Consider the following 18052-nt stretch of genomic DNA (forward strand, 5'->3'; position numbering starts at 1 on the left):
CAATGGAATACGCAATCATACAAATTTACAATTTCTGCCTGCTTTCTGCAGATGTGATTAAGGACAAATTACGGGTGTGATTGTGCCATTCGCCCAGAACCATGCAACTGGCAGTGCAATGCCATACACGTGCATGATTCCGGACATAAGGAGTAATTTACAGGATTTTACCGGTCCCAGAAAGCGGGCGGCTCAATACCTAAGGATCGCAGATAAACATAACCCTGCCCGCGGTGATGAATTTCATTGTCAATCATGTAAAGCAACGTGCCGTAAACCGGACCTGCATACTGGCCGAAGGCAACATCGTGTTCCTGAAAGCGGTGAGGCGGTATTTGCGGCCAGATGGAACAGAGCAATTCCGTTACCTTGTCCCATCTCGTCAGTAATTCCTCTTTACTCGCCGGTGTTGGTGCGTTAAAACCGATCGCCGGATCATCGATACTCCAGTCACCGAAAGCGATGCCGCGTATTCCCGGTGCTGTCATGCCGGTAATTTCCATAGCCATATCGGCAAACGTACGCATGCCACCGATGGAATAAGTCAGCAGTTTATCTTCGGGAAAAGCTTCAATGACCCTTCTGGTCAGTCCGCGGTGCCCCTGCCAATGTTCGAGCAGCTGTTCGGGAGTAAAGATTTCTGTCGGGTTGTTCAATATGCTGTTTGTCATTTGGTTAGCTTCCATTTTGTCAAAGGTTATGTGGATTTAAATCGTTTACGGATCAAAATAAACTGCGACTTATGACAGCAGTATGTCAGCAGGGTTAAAGTTTTTTTAAGTCCTTTAAAGCAAAAAGTTTTCTGTTGAAAAGTGTTTATACTATTTACAGGAAAAAGTAAAATGCAGGATGGTCAGGGATAAAAAAAGCGGGAAAAATTTTCCTTGAGTAAGCTGACAATTTCATCGGGTTTCCCGCAGGTGGGAAATGCCGGCCAGACCTTTAAACCGAACAATGATTACAATACCAAATTCCGGACTTCGCTGCCGCTGTACAATACTGAAATGACGTACAACAGGCGCAATCGTAAGGAGCCAATCCATTTTCAACAGGCCGAAGTGGACGTATATAAAAGAGAGTTGGTGAAGGAAACCAAAGTCAGCCGTTATGCTTGTATGCAGTCGCAGGAAGCGGTTGCGGTACTGGAAAATTCGGTTGTACTTGCAAGGGAAATCCTTAGTTTCAACCGGGTGCTGGCAAATTGATCGTCAGGAATTTATCGCCAGGCCATCCGAACGGTTGTGAGTCGTTCCGAAAATGGATTTGTCTATATGGAAGCGATGCTTGACGATGCCAGTTTCCAGTCTGCCAATGCAGCGGCGTATTTCAACCTTTTGCTAAACTATCCGCTGGACACGGTTCTAGAAGTTGAAATAACAGATCAGTAAAATCGGCGGAATGATCCGGAGTAGGCTGGTAAAAGAAAAGAATTGCTGAAACTGGAATCGGCTGCAAAAGTAAACCTGTTTGCAGAACAGCTTTCAAAAGCATCTGTGGGCGGGCTGGCCATGCTTTCCCGTAATAGCCAGTGGAGGTTTGCCGCTGGTGATTGAATACAACGCGCTTTATTCACCGATTGCAAGGGTGCTCATCGGCGGACTGATCCGTTCCATATTGCATTGCTTTCCAGACTGGCGACTCCGGTTATGTATAAACAGCTGCCGCCGGTTATCAGCAGAAAAGAAACTGAAGAATGAATCCCGGAACTGCAGTACTGAAATCCGGGGCCACATTCATGAACAGTCCGGCTGGAATATTTTTCAAACAAAAGGTACGGGAGATAAAAAATACCTCAGAGGTAATCTTTCCGAGGTATTTTTTTTATTGCTTGTACATATATGTAATTCATAAAAAATGGCGGTCATGATGACCGCCCGCAACCCACAACAATAAGTGGCGCAGTTAGATAGCTGCGATTACGTGATTGTAGTTCTGGACTAATGGCAGGTTTTGATGCCTGTATTTGTGTTCAGTACTCATCTTGGTTTAAGGAAAACAGCAAATTCAATTGCTTGCAAGGTTATGGAGCCACTTTAAAGCGGACACACCTTGCCTCGGATCAATCCGGTTCCGTTTAAGATTATGAAATAGGTTGCGGGTACTAAGCTAGTACAAATCGGTACAGTATCAAATTAAGCCTGTGTTAAATATCCGCACGGGATTTCCGCATTCCGCTTGGCACAGGTTTTTTGACTTTCAGCAAACAAGATCTTATTTATGTAACCGGTATATGCTTCTTTTGACAGTTGCCAACATATCACAATCCAATGCATTCAGCAAACGGATGCTTTGAATCAAATGGAAAATTCAAACCAACAAGAAAATAACGGAAGACTAATCATTGTGGCATACAGGCTGCCATTCAAGATAATACGGGAAAATGATCAGATACAGCTGTTTCAGAATTCAGGCGGCCTGGTTTCTGCAGTATTGTCGCTGGTAGCAAACCAAAACGGTCCCGTTTTTCAGTCTACTGAAAAAATCCAGTGGATCGGGTTTTCGGAAAATTCAAGAGAAGAACTGGAAGGACAGTCGCTGGCGAATGAAAGTTTTCAGGCGCATCCGGTTTTTATTTCCGATGAAGTGAATGAAAATTACTATGAAGGTTTCTGTAATAACCTGATCTGGCCTTTATGCCATTATTTTCCGTCACTCGCCCGCTTTGATGATGCTTATTTCGAAGCGTACCAGATTGCCAATCAGCTGTTTTTTGAAAAACTGGACGAGGTAATCAGGCCCGGCGATGTCGTTTGGGTACAGGATTATCAATTGATGCTGCTTCCGGATATGATCAGGCAAAAGCATCCTGACAACAAAACCGGTTTCTTTTTTCATATTCCTTTTCCATCCTACGAAATATTCCGGTTGTTGCCGGTAACATGGCGTAAAGCACTGGTGAATGGCATGCTGGGTGCGGATGTACTTGGGTTTCATACCAACGATTATGTGGAGTATTTCCTGAAATCGGCCCGCCTGGTTTCCGGACTGGGCAACAAACTGCACTATATCAACATGAGTAACCGGATTGTGAAAGTGGACGCGTTTCCGATCAGCATTGATTTTGCCAAGTTCAACGATGCTTTCGATGATCCGGCTGTGGTTAATGCCCGGGACGAAGCGCGTCATTCCTTGAAGGAAAAGATTATTTTTTCAGTTGACCGGCTGGATTATTCCAAAGGCATTATTCACCGTCTGAAAGGCTTTGAACGCTTTCTGGAAAGATACTCCGAATGGCATGAAAAAGTCTCGTTTGTGATGGTTGTGGTGCCATCGCGTGACAGCATCGAGCAGTATCAGCAGATGAAATCCGATATTGATCAGACCGTCGGCAAAATCAATTCCGACTATGGAAATATTTACTGGCAGCCGATTATATACCAATATCGCTCCATGCCGAACCATGAACTGGTCGGAATGTACACGGCCAGCGATGTGGCTTTGATTACACCGGTCCGGGACGGAATGAACCTCGTCTGCAAGGAATATGTAGCCAGCCGCAAAGACCGCAAAGGCATTCTGATCCTGAGCGAAATGGCCGGTGCAGCCGCTGAACTCGGTGAAGCGCTGATCATTAACCCGCTGGACAAACAGGATATTGCCGATGCCATCCAGAAAGCTTTCAATATGCCTGAGGAAGAACAGACCAAACGAATGGACGCCATGCGCGAACGCATCCGTAACTACGATGTGTTTGCCTGGACCAATGACTTTTTTACCCAAATGACCATGCTTGAACACGAACATGAAAAACTGAAACAGGTTTTTCTGACCAATAAAGGAATCGACAACATCCGCAGGGCTTATCAGTCGTCCTCCAACCGGATACTGTTTTTTGATTATGACGGCACGCTGGCACCGATCGTTTCCGATCCTTCCAAGGCCATTGTTTCCGAAGAAATGAAAAACATCATTCTGGAAATTGCCCGGGAAAATACAGTCATCATCATCAGCGGTCGCGACCGTTACTTTCTGGACAATCTTTTTCAGGAACTCCCGGTGCATATCATTGCAGAACACGGCGCACTGATCAAAAACAAGGAAAACAACGAGTGGATGCTGAACGAGCACTATGAAGAAAACTGGAAAGAAAGCATCCGTCCGATCATGGATATGTATGCACAAAGATGTCCGGGTGCATTTGTGGAGGAAAAAGAAACCGCGCTGGCATGGCATTACCGCACGGCCGAAGACAGGGAATATGCAACCCGGAGGGCACAGGAACTGCTCTGGCAGCTGAAAAGCTACATTCAGCCGGAGCTGAACCTGCAGGTTATTGACGGAAGCAAGGTTGTGGAAGTCAAGAAAACAGCTTTCAACAAAGGAACCGCGGCAAAAGCATTTGTGGAAAACGGGATGTATGATTTTATATTAGCCATTGGCGACGATACTACGGACGAGGACATGTTCCAGGCACTTCCGGAAACGGCTTACACCATCAAAATCGGAGATGATCTTTCAGCGGCCCGAAACCATATTAAAAGTCAGGATGAAGTGTTTCATTTTCTTAACTTTATGGTTTCGGTAAAAACGGAGTAATTCCCATGATGCAGGAACCGCTTGTGCTTCTTAAAGTTTCCGTGAATGCAGTATCGCCCGTTTCAGAGGAAAGCTGGACGGAATTTTCCCGCATATGGAAACCATTTCATGCCGGGCGCAAGGAAGTGATTTCCGGTGCCGGCATGCAGGAGAATTACCTGTATTTTGTTACCGGCGGCGTTCAGCGCATTTATTTTCCGGATGATTCGGGGCGTGAAGCAACGCTGGTTTTTGTATATGCACCGTCGTTCGGCGGAATTATTGATTCGCTGCTGCTGGAAAAGCCTTCCATTTATATTTATGAAACACTCACCCCGTCACAGTTTCTAAGAGCCTCGGGTTCTGATCTGCGTGAAGTGATGCACCTTTATCCGGATATTGAACGTATGATCCGTACCGGAATCACACAAACCCTTTCGGGTATTATGGAGCGGCTGATGGAAGTACAGAGTTTTTCATCGGAGGAAAAATTCAGGAAACTGCTGAAACGCAGTCCGCATATTCTCCAGCTTGTTCCGCACAAGTATCTGGCCAATTATCTCGGTATGGACGCGACCAATTTCAGCAAGCTTTTAAACAGGGTCAAGATATAAATATTGGTATTTACCAACTTTCATGAATTTCAATTGCTGCAAATTTGTACCGAAACTAAATCTGCCTGAAATGAAACCCGTTGATAAATACCAGTTCCTGAAAGATCTTGAAAGCATTGTAGAAAAGCATATTTCAGAATCCATTATGCTTTTTCAGAACCAGTCTGAAGAAGGACTGAACAGACCATCTGACACCGGCGGATGGAGCATTGCGCAATGTCTTGATCATCTGAACAGCTATGGAAATTATTACCTTCCGCTTCTGAATAAGAAACTGAGCAGCGCAGAAGAGGACAGCAAAGCGCCGTTCTCAGCAAGTTGGCTGGGATCTTATTTTTCCAAAATGATGGAACCCGGCCCGGCACAAAAGAAATACAAAGCGCATAAAAACCATGTTCCCGCTGCAAATCTGAATGCTTTACAAATTGTTGATACGTTCATCACACAGCAGGAAACCATGCTTCTTTACCTGCGTGAAGCACAAAGCAAGGATATCAACAGTCCTAAAATCCCGCTGTCAGTTATCAGGTTGGTGCGGATCAATGTCGGCGATGTTTTCCGTTTTCTGGTGACACATAATGAAAGGCATATGCAGCAGGCGAAAAGAAACCTTGTACCAAAGCCTGAACCTTCCGGTTTGCATGCATCATAAAAAAACCGGCAAGAATTACTTTGCCGGTTTTTTCAAGCATTTTACTTCCAGCTCCGTTCCAGAAACCCGACCCAGTTTTTCCACATGATCTGCTCGATGTCCTGCGGTGAATAGCCTCTTGCTGATAAAATTCCCGTCAGTGTCTGCAGATCGGCAATGGAGTCCAAGTCACCGGGCGACTGCTCTTTTCCATAAGCGCCGTCCAGATCGGAACCGATGCCGACATGCAGAGCATTTCCGGCAAGCTGACAGATATGGTCGATATGCTGCGCGATGTGTTCAATTTTCAGCCCCGTACTTTCCGGCGTGGATTTTCCCCTTTCCCAGCCGGGAATCATCATCCATGCATCAAACGCCATTCCGATCACCGCATTTCTTTCCAAAAGTGCCTTGATCATGTCATCCGAAAACTGACGGTTATGCGGTGTAATTTCACGTACCAGATTATGACTTGCCCAGACCGGACCGTTAAAGATGGAAAGTGCTTCCCAGAATGCCGTATCGCACAAATGCGTGGCATCGAGAATGATGTTCAGCTTTTCCATTTCACGGAGCAAATCCTTGCCTTTTTGCGAAAGCGGCTGATCCGAATCGGTGCCGTATGCGTAAACGCCCGGACCGTAATGTGCCGGCCCGATAGCACGTAGTCCGTAATGATAGGCAATTTCCAGGTTTTTCAGGCTGATGAATGAGTCTGCACCTTCCAAGCTTAATATATAACCGATCGGTAAATGTTCCGTGGATTCGGCTTGCTGCCAAAGCTGAAGATGGCTGTTCAGTTCATTCAGGTTGGTGATCTGCACCATTTCACCGGCTTCTTCCATGGCTTTGTACCACGCAATCTGCGCCTGCGTTTGTGCCCAGGCTTGCGCCTGCGAATGCCAGCCTGGTATTTTGCTGTCCGGTTTTACAAATCTTGCAATCTGGGTAGCGACGCAAATTCCGATGTTGCCCTTTCTCATTTCTGGAAAGCTGACAACGCCTTTTCCACGATCCGGTTTATCGGTGAGGTTTTTTTCACGCTCGCGAATGGCATACAGATCTTGTGTCAAATCGCGGTTCCATTCCACGGCATTCATGGAAAGGTCAAGATGTGCGTCAAAAAGGAACATGAATCTGTTATGGTTAAGTAGCTATTGGCTTTACGCTTTTTAAAATAAGCATCCAGCAGGCAGCTGTTAGACAAATAAATTATTTGAATGTTGATCCTTTGTACAAGCGATCAACATTCCTTGTTACAGGAAATAATACAAACTTAAATACTCAGTCGCCGGCTTCTTGCCGTGATTTTCCATTCTCCGGTTACGGTTCCATTTTCAATAATGGTGGCGAAATCATGCAGGGCAACAGTCGGGCAAATATGATAAGGCAGCGCATAAAGCACGTCGCCGGTCTGAATGGATTCCCATGCATCCGCACCGACCTGGATAACGCCATGTTCTTCGCTTTGGCTTAATACTGTATAGTTGCTCAGGTTCAGTAACCGGAAACGGTTTTCGATCGGATTTTCGGCGGAAACCGCCTTATGTCCCAGATCAATGGTTATGATTCCGGAGACGGGTTTGGAAACTACGCGCGTCAGGATCAAAGCGGCATGCTGGAACGGCTGACCGTCAAAACGGTCGCCGTAACCCCAGTCCCAAAGCACGTTGGTACCCGGGCTCAGGTATACTTCGGGCCGCATGGCATGTACGGTAAAGGAGGGCGAACCGCCTGCAATGATCATGGGTGCCTGACCGGTTTCCGCTTTGATCCGGTCCAAAAGTGGCAATACTTTCTCGAAAGCCTCGTCGGCAGCTGCTTTCCTGTCTGTAAATTCAGGATTCCGGATATGCCCGTCGTATACATGAATACCGGACAGCGTAATGTTGGGAAGTTTTGTAATATGCCTGTACAGGGAAAGAATAGATTCATCCGTAGCATGTCCCGTGCGGTTCATGCCGTTATTGACATCGATAAAAACTTCCGCAGTAAAGTTATTTTCGGCAGAAAACCCGTTGAGATCATCCGCCGACTTTTCGTTATCAACCAACGAAGAAAACGCCACATGCGGAAACTTTTCCCGCAGCCGGAAAAGCCGCTGAATGTTCGGGCCCACCATCTGATAAGCCAGTAAAATCCATCTTGCGCCGGCGTCTGCAAGCATTTCTGCTTCTGCGATTGTAGCGCATTTGAATTTACTGATGCCTTGTTCCAGCTGCAAAGCCACGATTTCACTGCATTTGTGCGTTTTGACGTGCGGTATGAGCCGTCCGGCATCTTCTGCAATGCTGACCATATTCCGGATATTGCTTTCTAGTCGGTCTTTATAGAACAGCAGGGAAGGAGAAATGACTTCTTCCGGGTTCAGAAGCTGGTACCAGTTCATGTATTCGGGAGTGAAATGTGAAATGTAGTCCGTTAGAAGTGAATAGTCGGGTTATTTTTCTTCCAGTTCAAAAAGGGCTTCGATTTCTACAGGAATATTATCGGGTAAGGTTCCCATTCCCACGGCACTTCTCACGCCGATCCCGTTTTCTTCGCCCCATACTTTTGCAAACAGTTCGCTGCAACCGTTGATGATAAAGGGATGCTTTTCGAAATCCGTCGTGCAATTAACCATTCCCAAAACCTTGATAACCCTTTTTACGCGGTTCAGGCTTCCTAGATTAGCTTTCAGCGTGGCCAGAATCGCCAGGCCGACCTGACGCGCAGCCAGTTTGCCCTGATCCGCATCCATATCTTTCCCGATTCTACCTTTGATGAGCGTTCCGTCTTCCTGAACGGTACCGTGTCCGGAAACATAAACCCATCTTTTATCGACGATCAGTAAAGGTTTGTAAACACCGACAGGTTTCGGGGCAGGAGGCAAGGTAAGTCCCAGCTGAGCAAAGTTTGATTCAGGTGTATTATCCATGATTTTGAAGTTGTAAATAAATAAATCAGATTTCTAAACGAACAAATTTAGTACTAATACGCCCAGTAATCCCATTATGGACACAATTGTTTCCATAATAGACCACGTGAGCAGTGTATCTTTGATGCTCAGATTGAAGTATTCCTTAAAGAGCCAGAAGCCGCCGTCGTTGAGGTGCGAAAACATCAGGCTTCCCGATCCGATGGATAAAACAAGCAGTTCGGGAGCCACGGTGGAGTTGGCAAGAAGCGGTGCGAGAATGCCTACGGTAGTCAGTCCTGCAACGGTTGCCGATCCGACGCAAATGCGGATCACGGCTGCAATCCCCCAGCTCAGGATCAGAGGAGAAATGTCAATATTTTTCAGGTTTTCGGCTATGTAAGTACTTACTCCGCTGGCTGTCATGATTTCTTTGAACACACCCGCTCCGGCGATGATCAGCAGGATAACCGAAACACCTTTGAATGCTTCTTCCATTGATTTACTGATGCCTCTCATGGTCATTCCGCGACGGCTGCCGAGTACATATGCTGCAAATAACACGGAGACGAGCATGCCGAAGTAAGGCTCGGCAAGCAATCCGATCAACCGGCTGTCAGGATTCAGTCTTTTAACTCCTGACATGGTTGTGAGTAAAAATACAGGCAGCAAGGCCGTAACCACGCTGATTCCAAGGCCGGGCAGTTCGGCCAGCGGACGCGGTTTTACATTGAAGAGGTCTGCATCCGGTTTGGGCTGAAATCTTTTTAACGTACTTCCGAAAAGCGGGCCGGCTACCGCAATGGCCGGAATGGAAACGATGATCCCGTAGAACAGCGTTTGTCCGAGATCGGCATGCAGCTGGCTGGCTATGGCAGCGGGCGACGGGTGCGGCGGAAGGTAACCGTGCGCAACTGATAACGCAGAAAGCATCGGAATTCCGATATATAAAAGCGGAAGCCTTGCCGTGGCGCTGATCATGAAAATGAGCGGAATCACAATGACAAACCCGGCATTATAGAAAAGCGGAATACCAATGACAAACCCGGCAAGCGCCATGCCCCATTGTATATACTTTCGGCCAAAAACCTCGATCAGCGCATCGGTAATGCGCTGTGCCGCGCCGCTGTCCGCTACCATTTTCCCGAGCATGGCCCCGAAACCCACGATCAGTACCAGGTCTCCAAGCGTTCCGCCGACCCCCTTCTGAATGGCTTTGCTGACCGTCTCCACATCGAGGCCACTCGCCAGTCCGAGACCGATGGAAACGAGTAAAAACGAGATAAACGTGTCAATTTGAAGCCAGGCAATCAGTAAAATCAGCGTCAGAATAGCCAGAAAGGTAAGAAGTAAAGGCATAGTGAAAGTTATGGAAAAGATAAGCTTTAGGTAATAAGCGGGAAGAAAGTAAAATTTAACGATTTATACGAATTAACTTTTCCTGCGTTATTCCGGAGATAAAATCGGAAGGATCAGAGATATACAGCCGTAATGTACAATTAGCATGAAAGATAGCTTGTTTCAATGCTTAAAAATCGCGAAATTTGTCTTCTTGGAACTTATAATATTCATATTTTGACTGGGTAGCTGCCAGGACAGCACGCAGTTGAATTTTCGATTCTTTTTTAATTCTTTATGGCAGAATCTTCTGGTGAAAACATTATCCCCATTAACATTGAGGATGAAATGCGTGGAGCATACATCGATTATTCGATGTCCGTCATTATTTCCCGCGCTTTACCCGACGTTCGCGATGGTTTGAAACCGGTGCACAGGCGTGTGTTGTACGGGATGTCCGATTTGGGGGTAAATTACAATCGCTCGCATAAAAAATCAGCTCGTATAGTAGGGGAGGTTTTAGGTAAGTATCACCCGCATGGTGATTCTTCGGTTTACAATACCATGGTGCGTATGGCACAGCCATGGTCGCTCCGGTATCCATTGGTGGATGGCCAGGGAAACTTCGGTTCTGTTGATGGTGACAATCCGGCTGCCATGCGTTACACGGAAGCCCGTCTGAAAAGGCTTGCCGACGAACTGCTGAACGATCTGGGGAAAGACACGGTGGATTTTCAGCCGAACTTCGACGATTCTTTATCCGAACCAACCGTACTTCCTGCCAAGTTTCCGAATTTGCTTGTCAATGGTTCGTCCGGTATTGCGGTCGGGATGGCAACCAACATGGCGCCGCACAATCTTTCCGAAGTGGTGGACGGCGTTCTTGCCTATATCGACAATACGGAAATTACCATACCGCAGCTGATGGAATACATCAAGGCTCCCGATTTCCCGACAGGTGGTATCATTTACGGTTATCAGGGCGTGCGTTCCGCGATGGAAACGGGCCGCGGAAGTATTATCATGCGTTCCAAAGCGCAGTTCGATGTTACCAAAAGTGGCCGTGAGCAGATCATCATCACGGAAATTCCTTATATGACCAACAAGGCGGCAATGATCGAACGCATTGCTTCGCTGATCAATGAAAAGAAACTGGAAGGGATTTCCGATATCCGGGACGAATCCGACCGGGACGGCATGCGCATTGTATTCGATCTGAAAAAGGATGCGGTACCGAATATTGTGCTTAATCACCTTTTCAAATACACACCTTTACAATCTTCCTTTGGCGTCAATAATGTCGCGCTTGTAAAAGGCCGTCCTGTAACGCTCAATCTGAAAGATCTGATCCGGCATTATGTCGATCACCGGATTGTTGTCATTACGCGCCGTACGGAATACGAACTGCGGGAAGCTGAAAAGCGTGCGCATATTCTGGAAGGTTTGCTGATTGCACTGGATAATCTGGATGCAGTGATCAATCTGATCCGTAATGCCCGGGATCCGGAAACGGCAAAAGTCGGTTTGATGGAGCAGTTCCAGCTGAGTGAAATTCAGTCCAAAGCTATTCTGGAACTTCGTTTACAACGTCTGACAGGTCTGGAAAGAGACAAAATTGTAAAGGAATATGAAGAGATCATGCTGTTAATCAATGATCTGAAAGATATTCTTGCCAACGAATTCCGGAAGTATGAAATCATTAGAACGGAGCTGACCGACATCAAAGACCGGTACGGGGACGAACGCCGTACGCAGATTGAATTTGCTGCCGAGGAATTCAGTGATGAGGACATGATTCCGGATGACGAAATGCTGATTACGATTTCGCATGAGGGCTATATCAAAAGAACGCCTTTGTCGGAATACCGTACGCAGACCCGCGGCGGCGTTGGATCAAGAGGCGTAAAAACCAAGGACACGGATTTTACCGAGCATTTGTTTTCTGCAACCATGCTCAATTATCTGCTGATTTTTACTGAACTCGGAAAGCTGTTCTGGATGAAAGTATATGAAGTACCGGAAGGCAGCAAAACATCCAAAGGCAGACCGATACAGAATTTGATCAGTCTGGAAAACGGGGATTCGATCCGCTCGGTCATCAATGTACGTACCTTGTCAGATGAGGATTATATCAACAATAATTACCTCATTATGTGTACACAGCAGGGCACTATCAAAAAGACCTTGCTGGAAGCCTATTCGCGTCCGAGAGCCAACGGAATTATCGCCATTTCCATTAATGAAGGCGACCGTTTGCTTGACGTAGCATTAACGAACGGAGATAACGACATTGTGATTGCTTCCAGTGCAGGCCGTGCCGTCCGCTTCAATGAAAAAGGAGTAAGGCCAATGGGAAGAACTGCCGCCGGTGTACGCGGTATCAACCTTAATGACGCGGAAAACAAGGTAATCGGTATGGTTTGTATCAACCGGGAAGATGCCCAGCTGCTGGTAGTTTCGGAAAATGGATTTGGAAAGCGTTCGGATATAGACAGTTATCGAATCACAAACCGTGGCGGAAAAGGCGTTTCAACTATGAATGCTACTGAAAAAGTAGGTAAACTTGTTGCCATCCGCGAAGTGACCGAGCAGGATGACCTGATGATTATTACCCGAAATGGCATTGCAATCCGCATGAGCGTACTGGATATCCGACTTGCCGGACGTAATACTCAGGGCGTCAAGCTGATAAGGTTGAACAATTCGGATGAAATTACATCGGTGACCCGCATCTTGAAAGATCCGGATGAGAAAGCCGCCGAACTGGATGAAGACGGAAATATCATTGCAGCACCAGCCGAAATTATTCAGGGGTCGGATGAAACCGGGATGATTCTGGCAAATGACAGCGAAGATGATCTGGACGAAACAGATGAAATCCTGGATGAGCCGGAAGACGATGAAGAACTCTCAGATGACGCTGAGGTATGATTTTTGTGAAAAAATTGTATATTTTTGTTTCAAAGTAACACGCGAACAATCAACCACAATCAAAGTTTATATTTTATGAAAAAACTGTTTTTTGTTTCTGCACTTAGCCTTTTCAGCCTTTCTGCGTTTTCGCAGGATGCTGTTAACAAGGCCATGGTAGATCAATTTCGTAAGGATAAGGAAAAGAGTGATAAAGATATGTCGGATGCCAAGAACAGTGCGAAAGCATCATTCTGGATGGACCGGGCCAAATTATATGAAAACATTGCATTACAAGGTTCAGAAGTAGATTCCAGCGCTGCAAAGACTGCCCTGGAAGCTTACAAAAAAGTGGTTGAACTGGATCTTACCAAAAAAGGAGAGCCGGGCAAATCTGCCAAGGAAGCCCAGAATATTCTGAGCGGCGGTGAAGGATCACAGCTTTTCAATGCATTTGTGAAACAGGGTGCTGAAAAATATCAGGCTAAAAACCTGAACGGCGCACTGGAAATGTTTACCGCTGCACAGGAAATTAATCAGAAAGATACACTTGCTTCGCTTTACGGTGGTATTGCAGCTCAGCAGTTGGAAAAAAAGGATATTGCAAAAACGCAGTTTGAAAAGTATGCTGCGAATGGAGGTAAAGACCCGAGTGTGTTTTATGGTCTGGCCCAGTTGTACCGCGCTGACAATGATTTCGACAAAGCGATTGCAACATTGAACAAAGGACTTGAAATGTCTCCGGGTAACAAAGACCTGAAAGCAGAAGTAGTTAACATTTTGCTGGCATCCGGTAAAGAAGATCAGGCAATCAGTGAACTGACTGCTTTGACCACCAGCGATCCAAACAATGCGCAGAACATTGTGAACCTGGCTATCCTATACGATAACACCAGTGCTAAAATGAACCAGAAGATCAAAGAACTTCAGGGAAAACTGGGTGCAGGAAGCGGAAAAGCAAACAGCGCAACGACCAATCTTGAAAGTGAAAAAGGTAAAATCGAGGTTTATGACGGTGAGGTAAAACGCATTAGTGCATTGATCAAGAAACAACCTAAAAATGCGGATCTGAAACGTCAGCTGGCTGAGGTAAATGCAAAGAAAAAAGAATCTGTGGCAGCCATTGCAAAACTGGAAGGTGAAGTAAAAGCATCTCAGGAGGCGGCCAAAGGAAGTGATATGGCTTCTTTGGAAAAAGAACTGGCAGACTTGAAAGCAAAACAGGCAGAAGCAAGCAACAAAGCAGTTGAAAACTACAAGAAAGTATTGTCCATTGATGCAGCCAACTACGATGCACTTTACAATTTGGGTGTATTTTACTTCAACGAGGCGGTTCAGCTCAAAGGTGAAGTGGATAATATGAATATGACTGAATATCAGCAGCGCGGTAAGGAAGTAGAAGGCCGTGTATGCGGAAAGTTCAAAAAGGCTAAGCCTTATTTTGAAAAAGCGATTCAGTCAAAAGATGAAGCCGAAGCAAAAGAAAACCTTAATACAGTGAATACGGTTCTTGAACAATTTGCAGGCAAAGGTGTTGCTTGTGTAGAAGAATAAGATCCATTGTTTTTGAATACAAAAGAGCAGCAACGAAAGTTGCTGCTCTTTTTTTGTCTGTTCAGATATGCTTACTGCCACTGATTTCGGGTGGAAGCAGCCTGCGAATAGTCGGGTTGTCCAGCAATTGCTTCAGGCGTATGGAATCCGGATAAGGAATATGCATGGCTGGCTGCTGAAGGTAAACCGGATTGTGAGTTTTAAGATACTTTGTAACGTTGTCTGTTTGAATAACGGAATGCCTGTAAACCCTATGTATATCTTCCATATCAAACTTGAACCGTTTTTTATGCCCGTGAAGAAATAATGGAAAAATAGCAAGAATGAAGTATTTCTGCCATTTCCGTTTTTTATACTCCTCCATGAACCGAATTGCAAACCAAGCATTGGCAACCAGTCCGATACTAAGTAATTCTGTGTACCGGGAAGGCACCGACGAGAGTTCCTGCCCCCGGCCATATGCAATAGCGATTGCCTGTGCAAAAGACCACATGTAACATCCTGCCATAAACAGATCACTTTTTGAAAGTTTTTTATTTCTTAACAAAAATGAAACTGCGATCAGGCCCGGTGACCAAAGCGGTGCAGCGATCCAGTTATGCGGACCAACAGGCCAACTCAATATCCGCAAAAACGAATGTGTCCATTCGGATATGCTTCTGGCACGGTATATATGATGAGCTGCAATGTGCGGTATTTGCATATATGCTGTTCCTGCAACGATTACCAAGGTTGCAATAAACAAGAAATGCTGCAATGCTTTTTCCTGTTTGTCAAGCCAGTGAAGTAAATAAACGCCTGCAACGGCCATCGGTGTCAGAATACCGGATGCCATCGTTAATATACTGAGCAAACACAATACTAAAACGAACACGTTGGCCACGGCTTTTTGCGGATAGGTAACAGCCAGACCGACAGCAATTACTGTAAATAGAATCAGAAAGTAAAACTGGCTTTGAAATCCGACCAGCATATTTTCGAAAGAGAAAGGAAGCGTAAATTGAGCAATCAGAACGGGTAAAATGATCCATTTATAACTGTTCAGACCATTGAACCGGATAAGAAAACCAAGCAAACTTGCCGGAATTGTGGCTGCAAGGATGATATTTATACGTGCAGAAACCAGATTATTCCATTGACCGTTAACAATATACGAAGCAAGGGAAAGCAGTCGGGTAGGGAAGATGCGGTGTTCATTATGCAATTTCCACAAATCTGAAATTTTCAATGTACCGTCCACCCATGGCCTTAGTAATAAATCGCCTTCGGAATCCCATTCATCCCAGAACGGGATCGGCATGGCGTAATGATTGACAAAATGGTAACGTATCAGGATGATTAAACTAACAGAGAACGTAGTGATAGTAAATTTGGTAAGATTATTCCGCACTATGAGTTGATTGAATTTGAATTTGTAATGTGATCAGGGTTTCGGATTTTGAGAATGGTTTCATCGAGGACGGTATTCGCTTCATGATCATGATTATAGAATTCCTCAATACTTCTTTTCCGGTCTGTGTCGGCACGTCCTCTTTTAAGTTTGAAATGATACTCTTCCAAGGACTTACAGAAATAATGATTTAGTTGAACCTTGTTGACACTTACCTCGGAAAATGAATCAGAAATAACCTTGTAATATTCATTTACGCAGTAATAATTTTCTTTAAATAAAAACGCATGTGGACTAACAGCGTGAATTACAAATTTAGGTTGTACAATGCATTTGATATGCCTGTTTGTATGAAAATCATATTCGGCTCGAAGCTGAAAACGTTCAGTGACCGGTTTGCTTGATTTTTTCAGATGTCCGCTTGATCCAAACACTAACCAGTTTATTCCCAATCCGCCAAACTGTACGTAATCTTTCAGTAATTCAACCAAATTGCCATTGGTACTTTTTGGAACAATAAACTCATCTACATCAATAAAGGCCATCCATTGTGAAAACCTTCCGAATTTCTTTAAGCATTTGTTGTACGCTTCCAATTGTTTAACTTCTCCAAAAATACTACTTACTGTAACATAATCAGATAAACCTACTTCTGATAATGTTTTTTTAACAGGTTTTTTGCTGCCATTATCATAAATATAGAAATGCTGAATTCCAATTCCTCTGTGATAATTGATCCATTCCTCTATGTATTCATTTTCATCTTTTACAATACAACATACAGTCAGCTTATACTTAAACCATAATTTGAAAGTTAAACTGCATTTGATAATTTCCCGGATATAGTGTGTTTTGTAAAACATACGATTATGATTTAATTAAATTCTGATCATGCTTAATTCTGTTAAGCATGATCAAAATCTTAAGTACATTCGCATGTAAGATTTGTTATTTAGACGACTGTTTACCTAAATAGTTATTCTTTGGCACTGATGAATGTACTATCGGAGTAACTATGACAGGTAAGTATTTTATTGTAGAATTAATTTGTGATAGACAAATGAAGTAGCAAAACCTGATGAAAGTTAGAGTGGGAGTGGACGGTTGTATTTTGCATGCCGAATAAGCATTGATTTGATTGGGTCGGATAGGACTGAATTGCAGAAATAAGAGAAAAAATAAAAGCCGGTTAGTGAAAGGAGCAATGTATATTTCAAATTATTAAATAATTATTTTATAGTTTTTGTATCAAAAATTATAAGAATTGTTTCATCCTGCTCGACATTTGCTTCTGCATCATGATTGTAAAATTCCTTTAAACTCCTTGTTCTCCTACTTGTATCTGCGAGACCTCTTGCCAGCTTATTATAGTACTCTTCAAGAGACTTACAGTAATAATGGTTAATATGTATTTTGCCGACACTTACATCAGAAAATGAACTATTAATGATCGTGTAATTCTCGTTAACACAATAATATCCATCCTGGAAAAAAAATGCATGTGGCCCAGCAGCCTGCCTTACATATCTTGGCTGAACTATACATTTGATGTGTCGGTGAACATGAAAATCAATTTTTGCACGCATAAAGTAACTTTCCATTATAGGTCGATTAGTTCTTTTTACATGTCCATTTGAACCGAAAATCAGCCAATTGATACCCAATCCGCCATAGCCTTCATAATCTTGTAACAACTTAGTCAAGTTTCCGTCTGTACTTTTAGGAACAATGAATTCGTCAATGTCAATAAATCCAATCCATTGTGAATAATTGCCGTAATTTTTCAAACAGTCATTGTAGGCTTGCAGTTGTCTTACTTTTCCATAAATGCGGTTAACGGTAACATATTTCATCGAACCTATTCTTTGCAATGTTTGTCTTACGGGTTTTTTGCTCTCATTATCATAAATGTAGAAATGTTGTACGCCGATTTTTCTGTGATAATTAATCCATTCTTCCAGATATTCATTTTCATCTTTAACAATACAACAAATCGAGAGGTAATGGTTGTAACTTGGCTTGGAACGTAGTTTGTGTTGTACTTTATTCCAAAAATTACAAATATCAGCAAACATAGATTCTGAATTATTTTTAGCCTTTGAACTATACTTCCTGCTATATGCGGAAAGTATAATAATAGCACTATCAATACAGATGTAATATTTGATAATATTACTGAAATGTCATTTATACAATTATCATGC

Annotated in this window: 16 protein-coding genes; 8 read left to right on the plus strand and 8 right to left on the minus strand. The window is 44.2% G+C overall.

Translation table 11 applies throughout. The annotated features are described in order from the left end of the window. Window positions 1–167: 167 nt before the first annotated feature. Window positions 168–686 carry a DinB family protein gene (locus FEM55_RS03440; RefSeq protein ID WP_229209071.1) on the minus strand — a complete coding sequence of 173 codons (519 nt, stop codon included), beginning with the start codon at window positions 684–686 and terminating at the stop codon, window positions 168–170. 198 nt (window positions 687–884) lie between these two features. Between FEM55_RS03440 and FEM55_RS03445 the strand changes: the two genes are divergently transcribed. The 6 genes from FEM55_RS03445 (at window position 885) to FEM55_RS03460 (ending at window position 5781) form a co-directional block, all read left to right on the plus strand. Continuing rightward, window positions 885–1205: a hypothetical protein gene (locus tag FEM55_RS03445; RefSeq protein WP_138279904.1), complete on the plus strand. Its 321-nt coding sequence runs from the start codon at window positions 885–887 to the stop codon at window positions 1203–1205. A 36-nt stretch (window positions 1206–1241) separates the two neighbouring features. After that, window positions 1242–1388, plus strand: a complete 147-nt coding sequence (locus FEM55_RS24850) for a hypothetical protein (RefSeq protein WP_171036455.1) — start codon at window positions 1242–1244, stop codon at window positions 1386–1388. Between the two features lie 42 nt (window positions 1389–1430). Next, a complete protein-coding gene (locus tag FEM55_RS25285; protein WP_262710575.1) occupies window positions 1431–1553 on the plus strand; it encodes a hypothetical protein in 123 nt (40 codons plus the stop codon). 745 nt (window positions 1554–2298) lie between these two features. Then, window positions 2299–4536, plus strand: coding sequence for a bifunctional alpha,alpha-trehalose-phosphate synthase (UDP-forming)/trehalose-phosphatase (locus tag FEM55_RS03450; protein WP_138279905.1), 2238 nt, complete (start codon window positions 2299–2301; stop codon window positions 4534–4536). 5 nt (window positions 4537–4541) lie between these two features. Further along, on the plus strand, window positions 4542–5129 hold the full coding sequence (locus FEM55_RS03455) for a Crp/Fnr family transcriptional regulator (RefSeq protein ID WP_308420185.1): 588 nt from the start codon (window positions 4542–4544) through the stop codon (window positions 5127–5129). A gap of 70 nt (window positions 5130–5199) precedes the next feature. Next, window positions 5200–5781, plus strand: coding sequence for a DinB family protein (locus FEM55_RS03460; RefSeq protein ID WP_138279906.1), 582 nt, complete (start codon window positions 5200–5202; stop codon window positions 5779–5781). Window positions 5782–5822: 41 nt separating this feature from the next. Here the strand turns inward: FEM55_RS03460 and FEM55_RS03465 are convergent, their stop codons facing one another. The 4 genes from FEM55_RS03465 to FEM55_RS03480 form a co-directional block, all read right to left on the minus strand. Further along, entirely contained in the window at window positions 5823–6893 is a 1071-nt protein-coding gene (locus FEM55_RS03465) for a dipeptidase (protein WP_138279907.1), read from the minus strand. A 143-nt stretch (window positions 6894–7036) separates the two neighbouring features. Continuing rightward, complete coding sequence (locus FEM55_RS03470) at window positions 7037–8149, minus strand: D-TA family PLP-dependent enzyme (protein ID WP_138279908.1); 1113 nt, start codon at window positions 8147–8149, stop codon at window positions 7037–7039. Window positions 8150–8200: 51 nt separating this feature from the next. Beyond that, window positions 8201–8677: a RidA family protein gene (locus tag FEM55_RS03475; RefSeq protein ID WP_138279909.1), complete on the minus strand. Its 477-nt coding sequence runs from the start codon at window positions 8675–8677 to the stop codon at window positions 8201–8203. A 33-nt stretch (window positions 8678–8710) separates the two neighbouring features. Further along, window positions 8711–10015, minus strand: coding sequence for a gluconate:H+ symporter (locus FEM55_RS03480; protein WP_138279910.1), 1305 nt, complete (start codon window positions 10013–10015; stop codon window positions 8711–8713). 276 nt (window positions 10016–10291) lie between these two features. On the opposite strand from FEM55_RS03480, the gene gyrA reads away from it, so the two are divergent. After that, on the plus strand, window positions 10292–12925 hold the full coding sequence (gyrA, locus tag FEM55_RS03485) for a DNA gyrase subunit A (protein WP_138279911.1): 2634 nt from the start codon (window positions 10292–10294) through the stop codon (window positions 12923–12925). A 75-nt stretch (window positions 12926–13000) separates the two neighbouring features. Beyond that, window positions 13001–14458, plus strand: a complete 1458-nt coding sequence (locus FEM55_RS03490) for a tetratricopeptide repeat protein (protein ID WP_138279912.1) — start codon at window positions 13001–13003, stop codon at window positions 14456–14458. Between the two features lie 61 nt (window positions 14459–14519). Here FEM55_RS03490 and FEM55_RS03495 read toward each other — a convergent pair whose 3' ends face one another. From FEM55_RS03495 to FEM55_RS03505, 3 genes are all read right to left on the minus strand, one after another. Beyond that, the gene (locus tag FEM55_RS03495) at window positions 14520–15758 is read right to left on the minus strand and encodes a hypothetical protein (RefSeq protein WP_229209072.1); all 1239 of its coding nucleotides are present in this window, start codon (window positions 15756–15758) and stop codon (window positions 14520–14522) included. A gap of 89 nt (window positions 15759–15847) precedes the next feature. Next, a complete protein-coding gene (locus tag FEM55_RS03500) occupies window positions 15848–16711 on the minus strand; it encodes a glycosyltransferase family 92 protein (RefSeq protein WP_138279913.1) in 864 nt (287 codons plus the stop codon). Between the two features lie 366 nt (window positions 16712–17077). Continuing rightward, window positions 17078–17923, minus strand: a complete 846-nt coding sequence (locus tag FEM55_RS03505) for a glycosyltransferase family 92 protein (protein WP_138279914.1) — start codon at window positions 17921–17923, stop codon at window positions 17078–17080. Window positions 17924–18052 lie beyond the last annotated feature (129 nt).

Source organism: Dyadobacter sediminis, assembly GCF_005860765.1.
GTDB classification, from domain to species: Bacteria; Bacteroidota; Bacteroidia; order Cytophagales; family Spirosomataceae; genus Dyadobacter; species Dyadobacter sediminis.

Excerpts from the sequence above, each read along its gene's own strand:
- FEM55_RS03470 (WP_138279908.1), bottom strand. The coding sequence starts at position 8,149 with ATGAACTGGTACCAGCTTCTGAACCCGGAAGAAGTCATTTCTCCTTCC.
- FEM55_RS03490 (WP_138279912.1), top strand. The coding sequence starts at position 13,001 with ATGAAAAAACTGTTTTTTGTTTCTGCACTTAGCCTTTTCAGCCTTTCT.
- FEM55_RS03495 (WP_229209072.1), bottom strand. The coding sequence starts at position 15,758 with ATGCCGATCCCGTTCTGGGATGAATGGGATTCCGAAGGCGATTTATTA.
- FEM55_RS03465 (WP_138279907.1), bottom strand. The coding sequence starts at position 6,893 with ATGTTCCTTTTTGACGCACATCTTGACCTTTCCATGAATGCCGTGGAA.
- gyrA (WP_138279911.1), top strand. The coding sequence starts at position 10,292 with ATGGCAGAATCTTCTGGTGAAAACATTATCCCCATTAACATTGAGGAT.
- FEM55_RS03455 (WP_308420185.1), top strand. The coding sequence starts at position 4,542 with ATGATGCAGGAACCGCTTGTGCTTCTTAAAGTTTCCGTGAATGCAGTA.
- FEM55_RS03500 (WP_138279913.1), bottom strand. The coding sequence starts at position 16,711 with ATGTTTTACAAAACACACTATATCCGGGAAATTATCAAATGCAGTTTA.
- FEM55_RS03505 (WP_138279914.1), bottom strand. The coding sequence starts at position 17,923 with ATGTTTGCTGATATTTGTAATTTTTGGAATAAAGTACAACACAAACTA.
- FEM55_RS03480 (WP_138279910.1), bottom strand. The coding sequence starts at position 10,015 with ATGCCTTTACTTCTTACCTTTCTGGCTATTCTGACGCTGATTTTACTG.
- FEM55_RS03440 (WP_229209071.1), bottom strand. The coding sequence starts at position 686 with ATGGAAGCTAACCAAATGACAAACAGCATATTGAACAACCCGACAGAA.
- FEM55_RS03460 (WP_138279906.1), top strand. The coding sequence starts at position 5,200 with ATGAAACCCGTTGATAAATACCAGTTCCTGAAAGATCTTGAAAGCATT.
- FEM55_RS03450 (WP_138279905.1), top strand. The coding sequence starts at position 2,299 with ATGGAAAATTCAAACCAACAAGAAAATAACGGAAGACTAATCATTGTG.
- FEM55_RS03475 (WP_138279909.1), bottom strand. The coding sequence starts at position 8,677 with ATGGATAATACACCTGAATCAAACTTTGCTCAGCTGGGACTTACCTTG.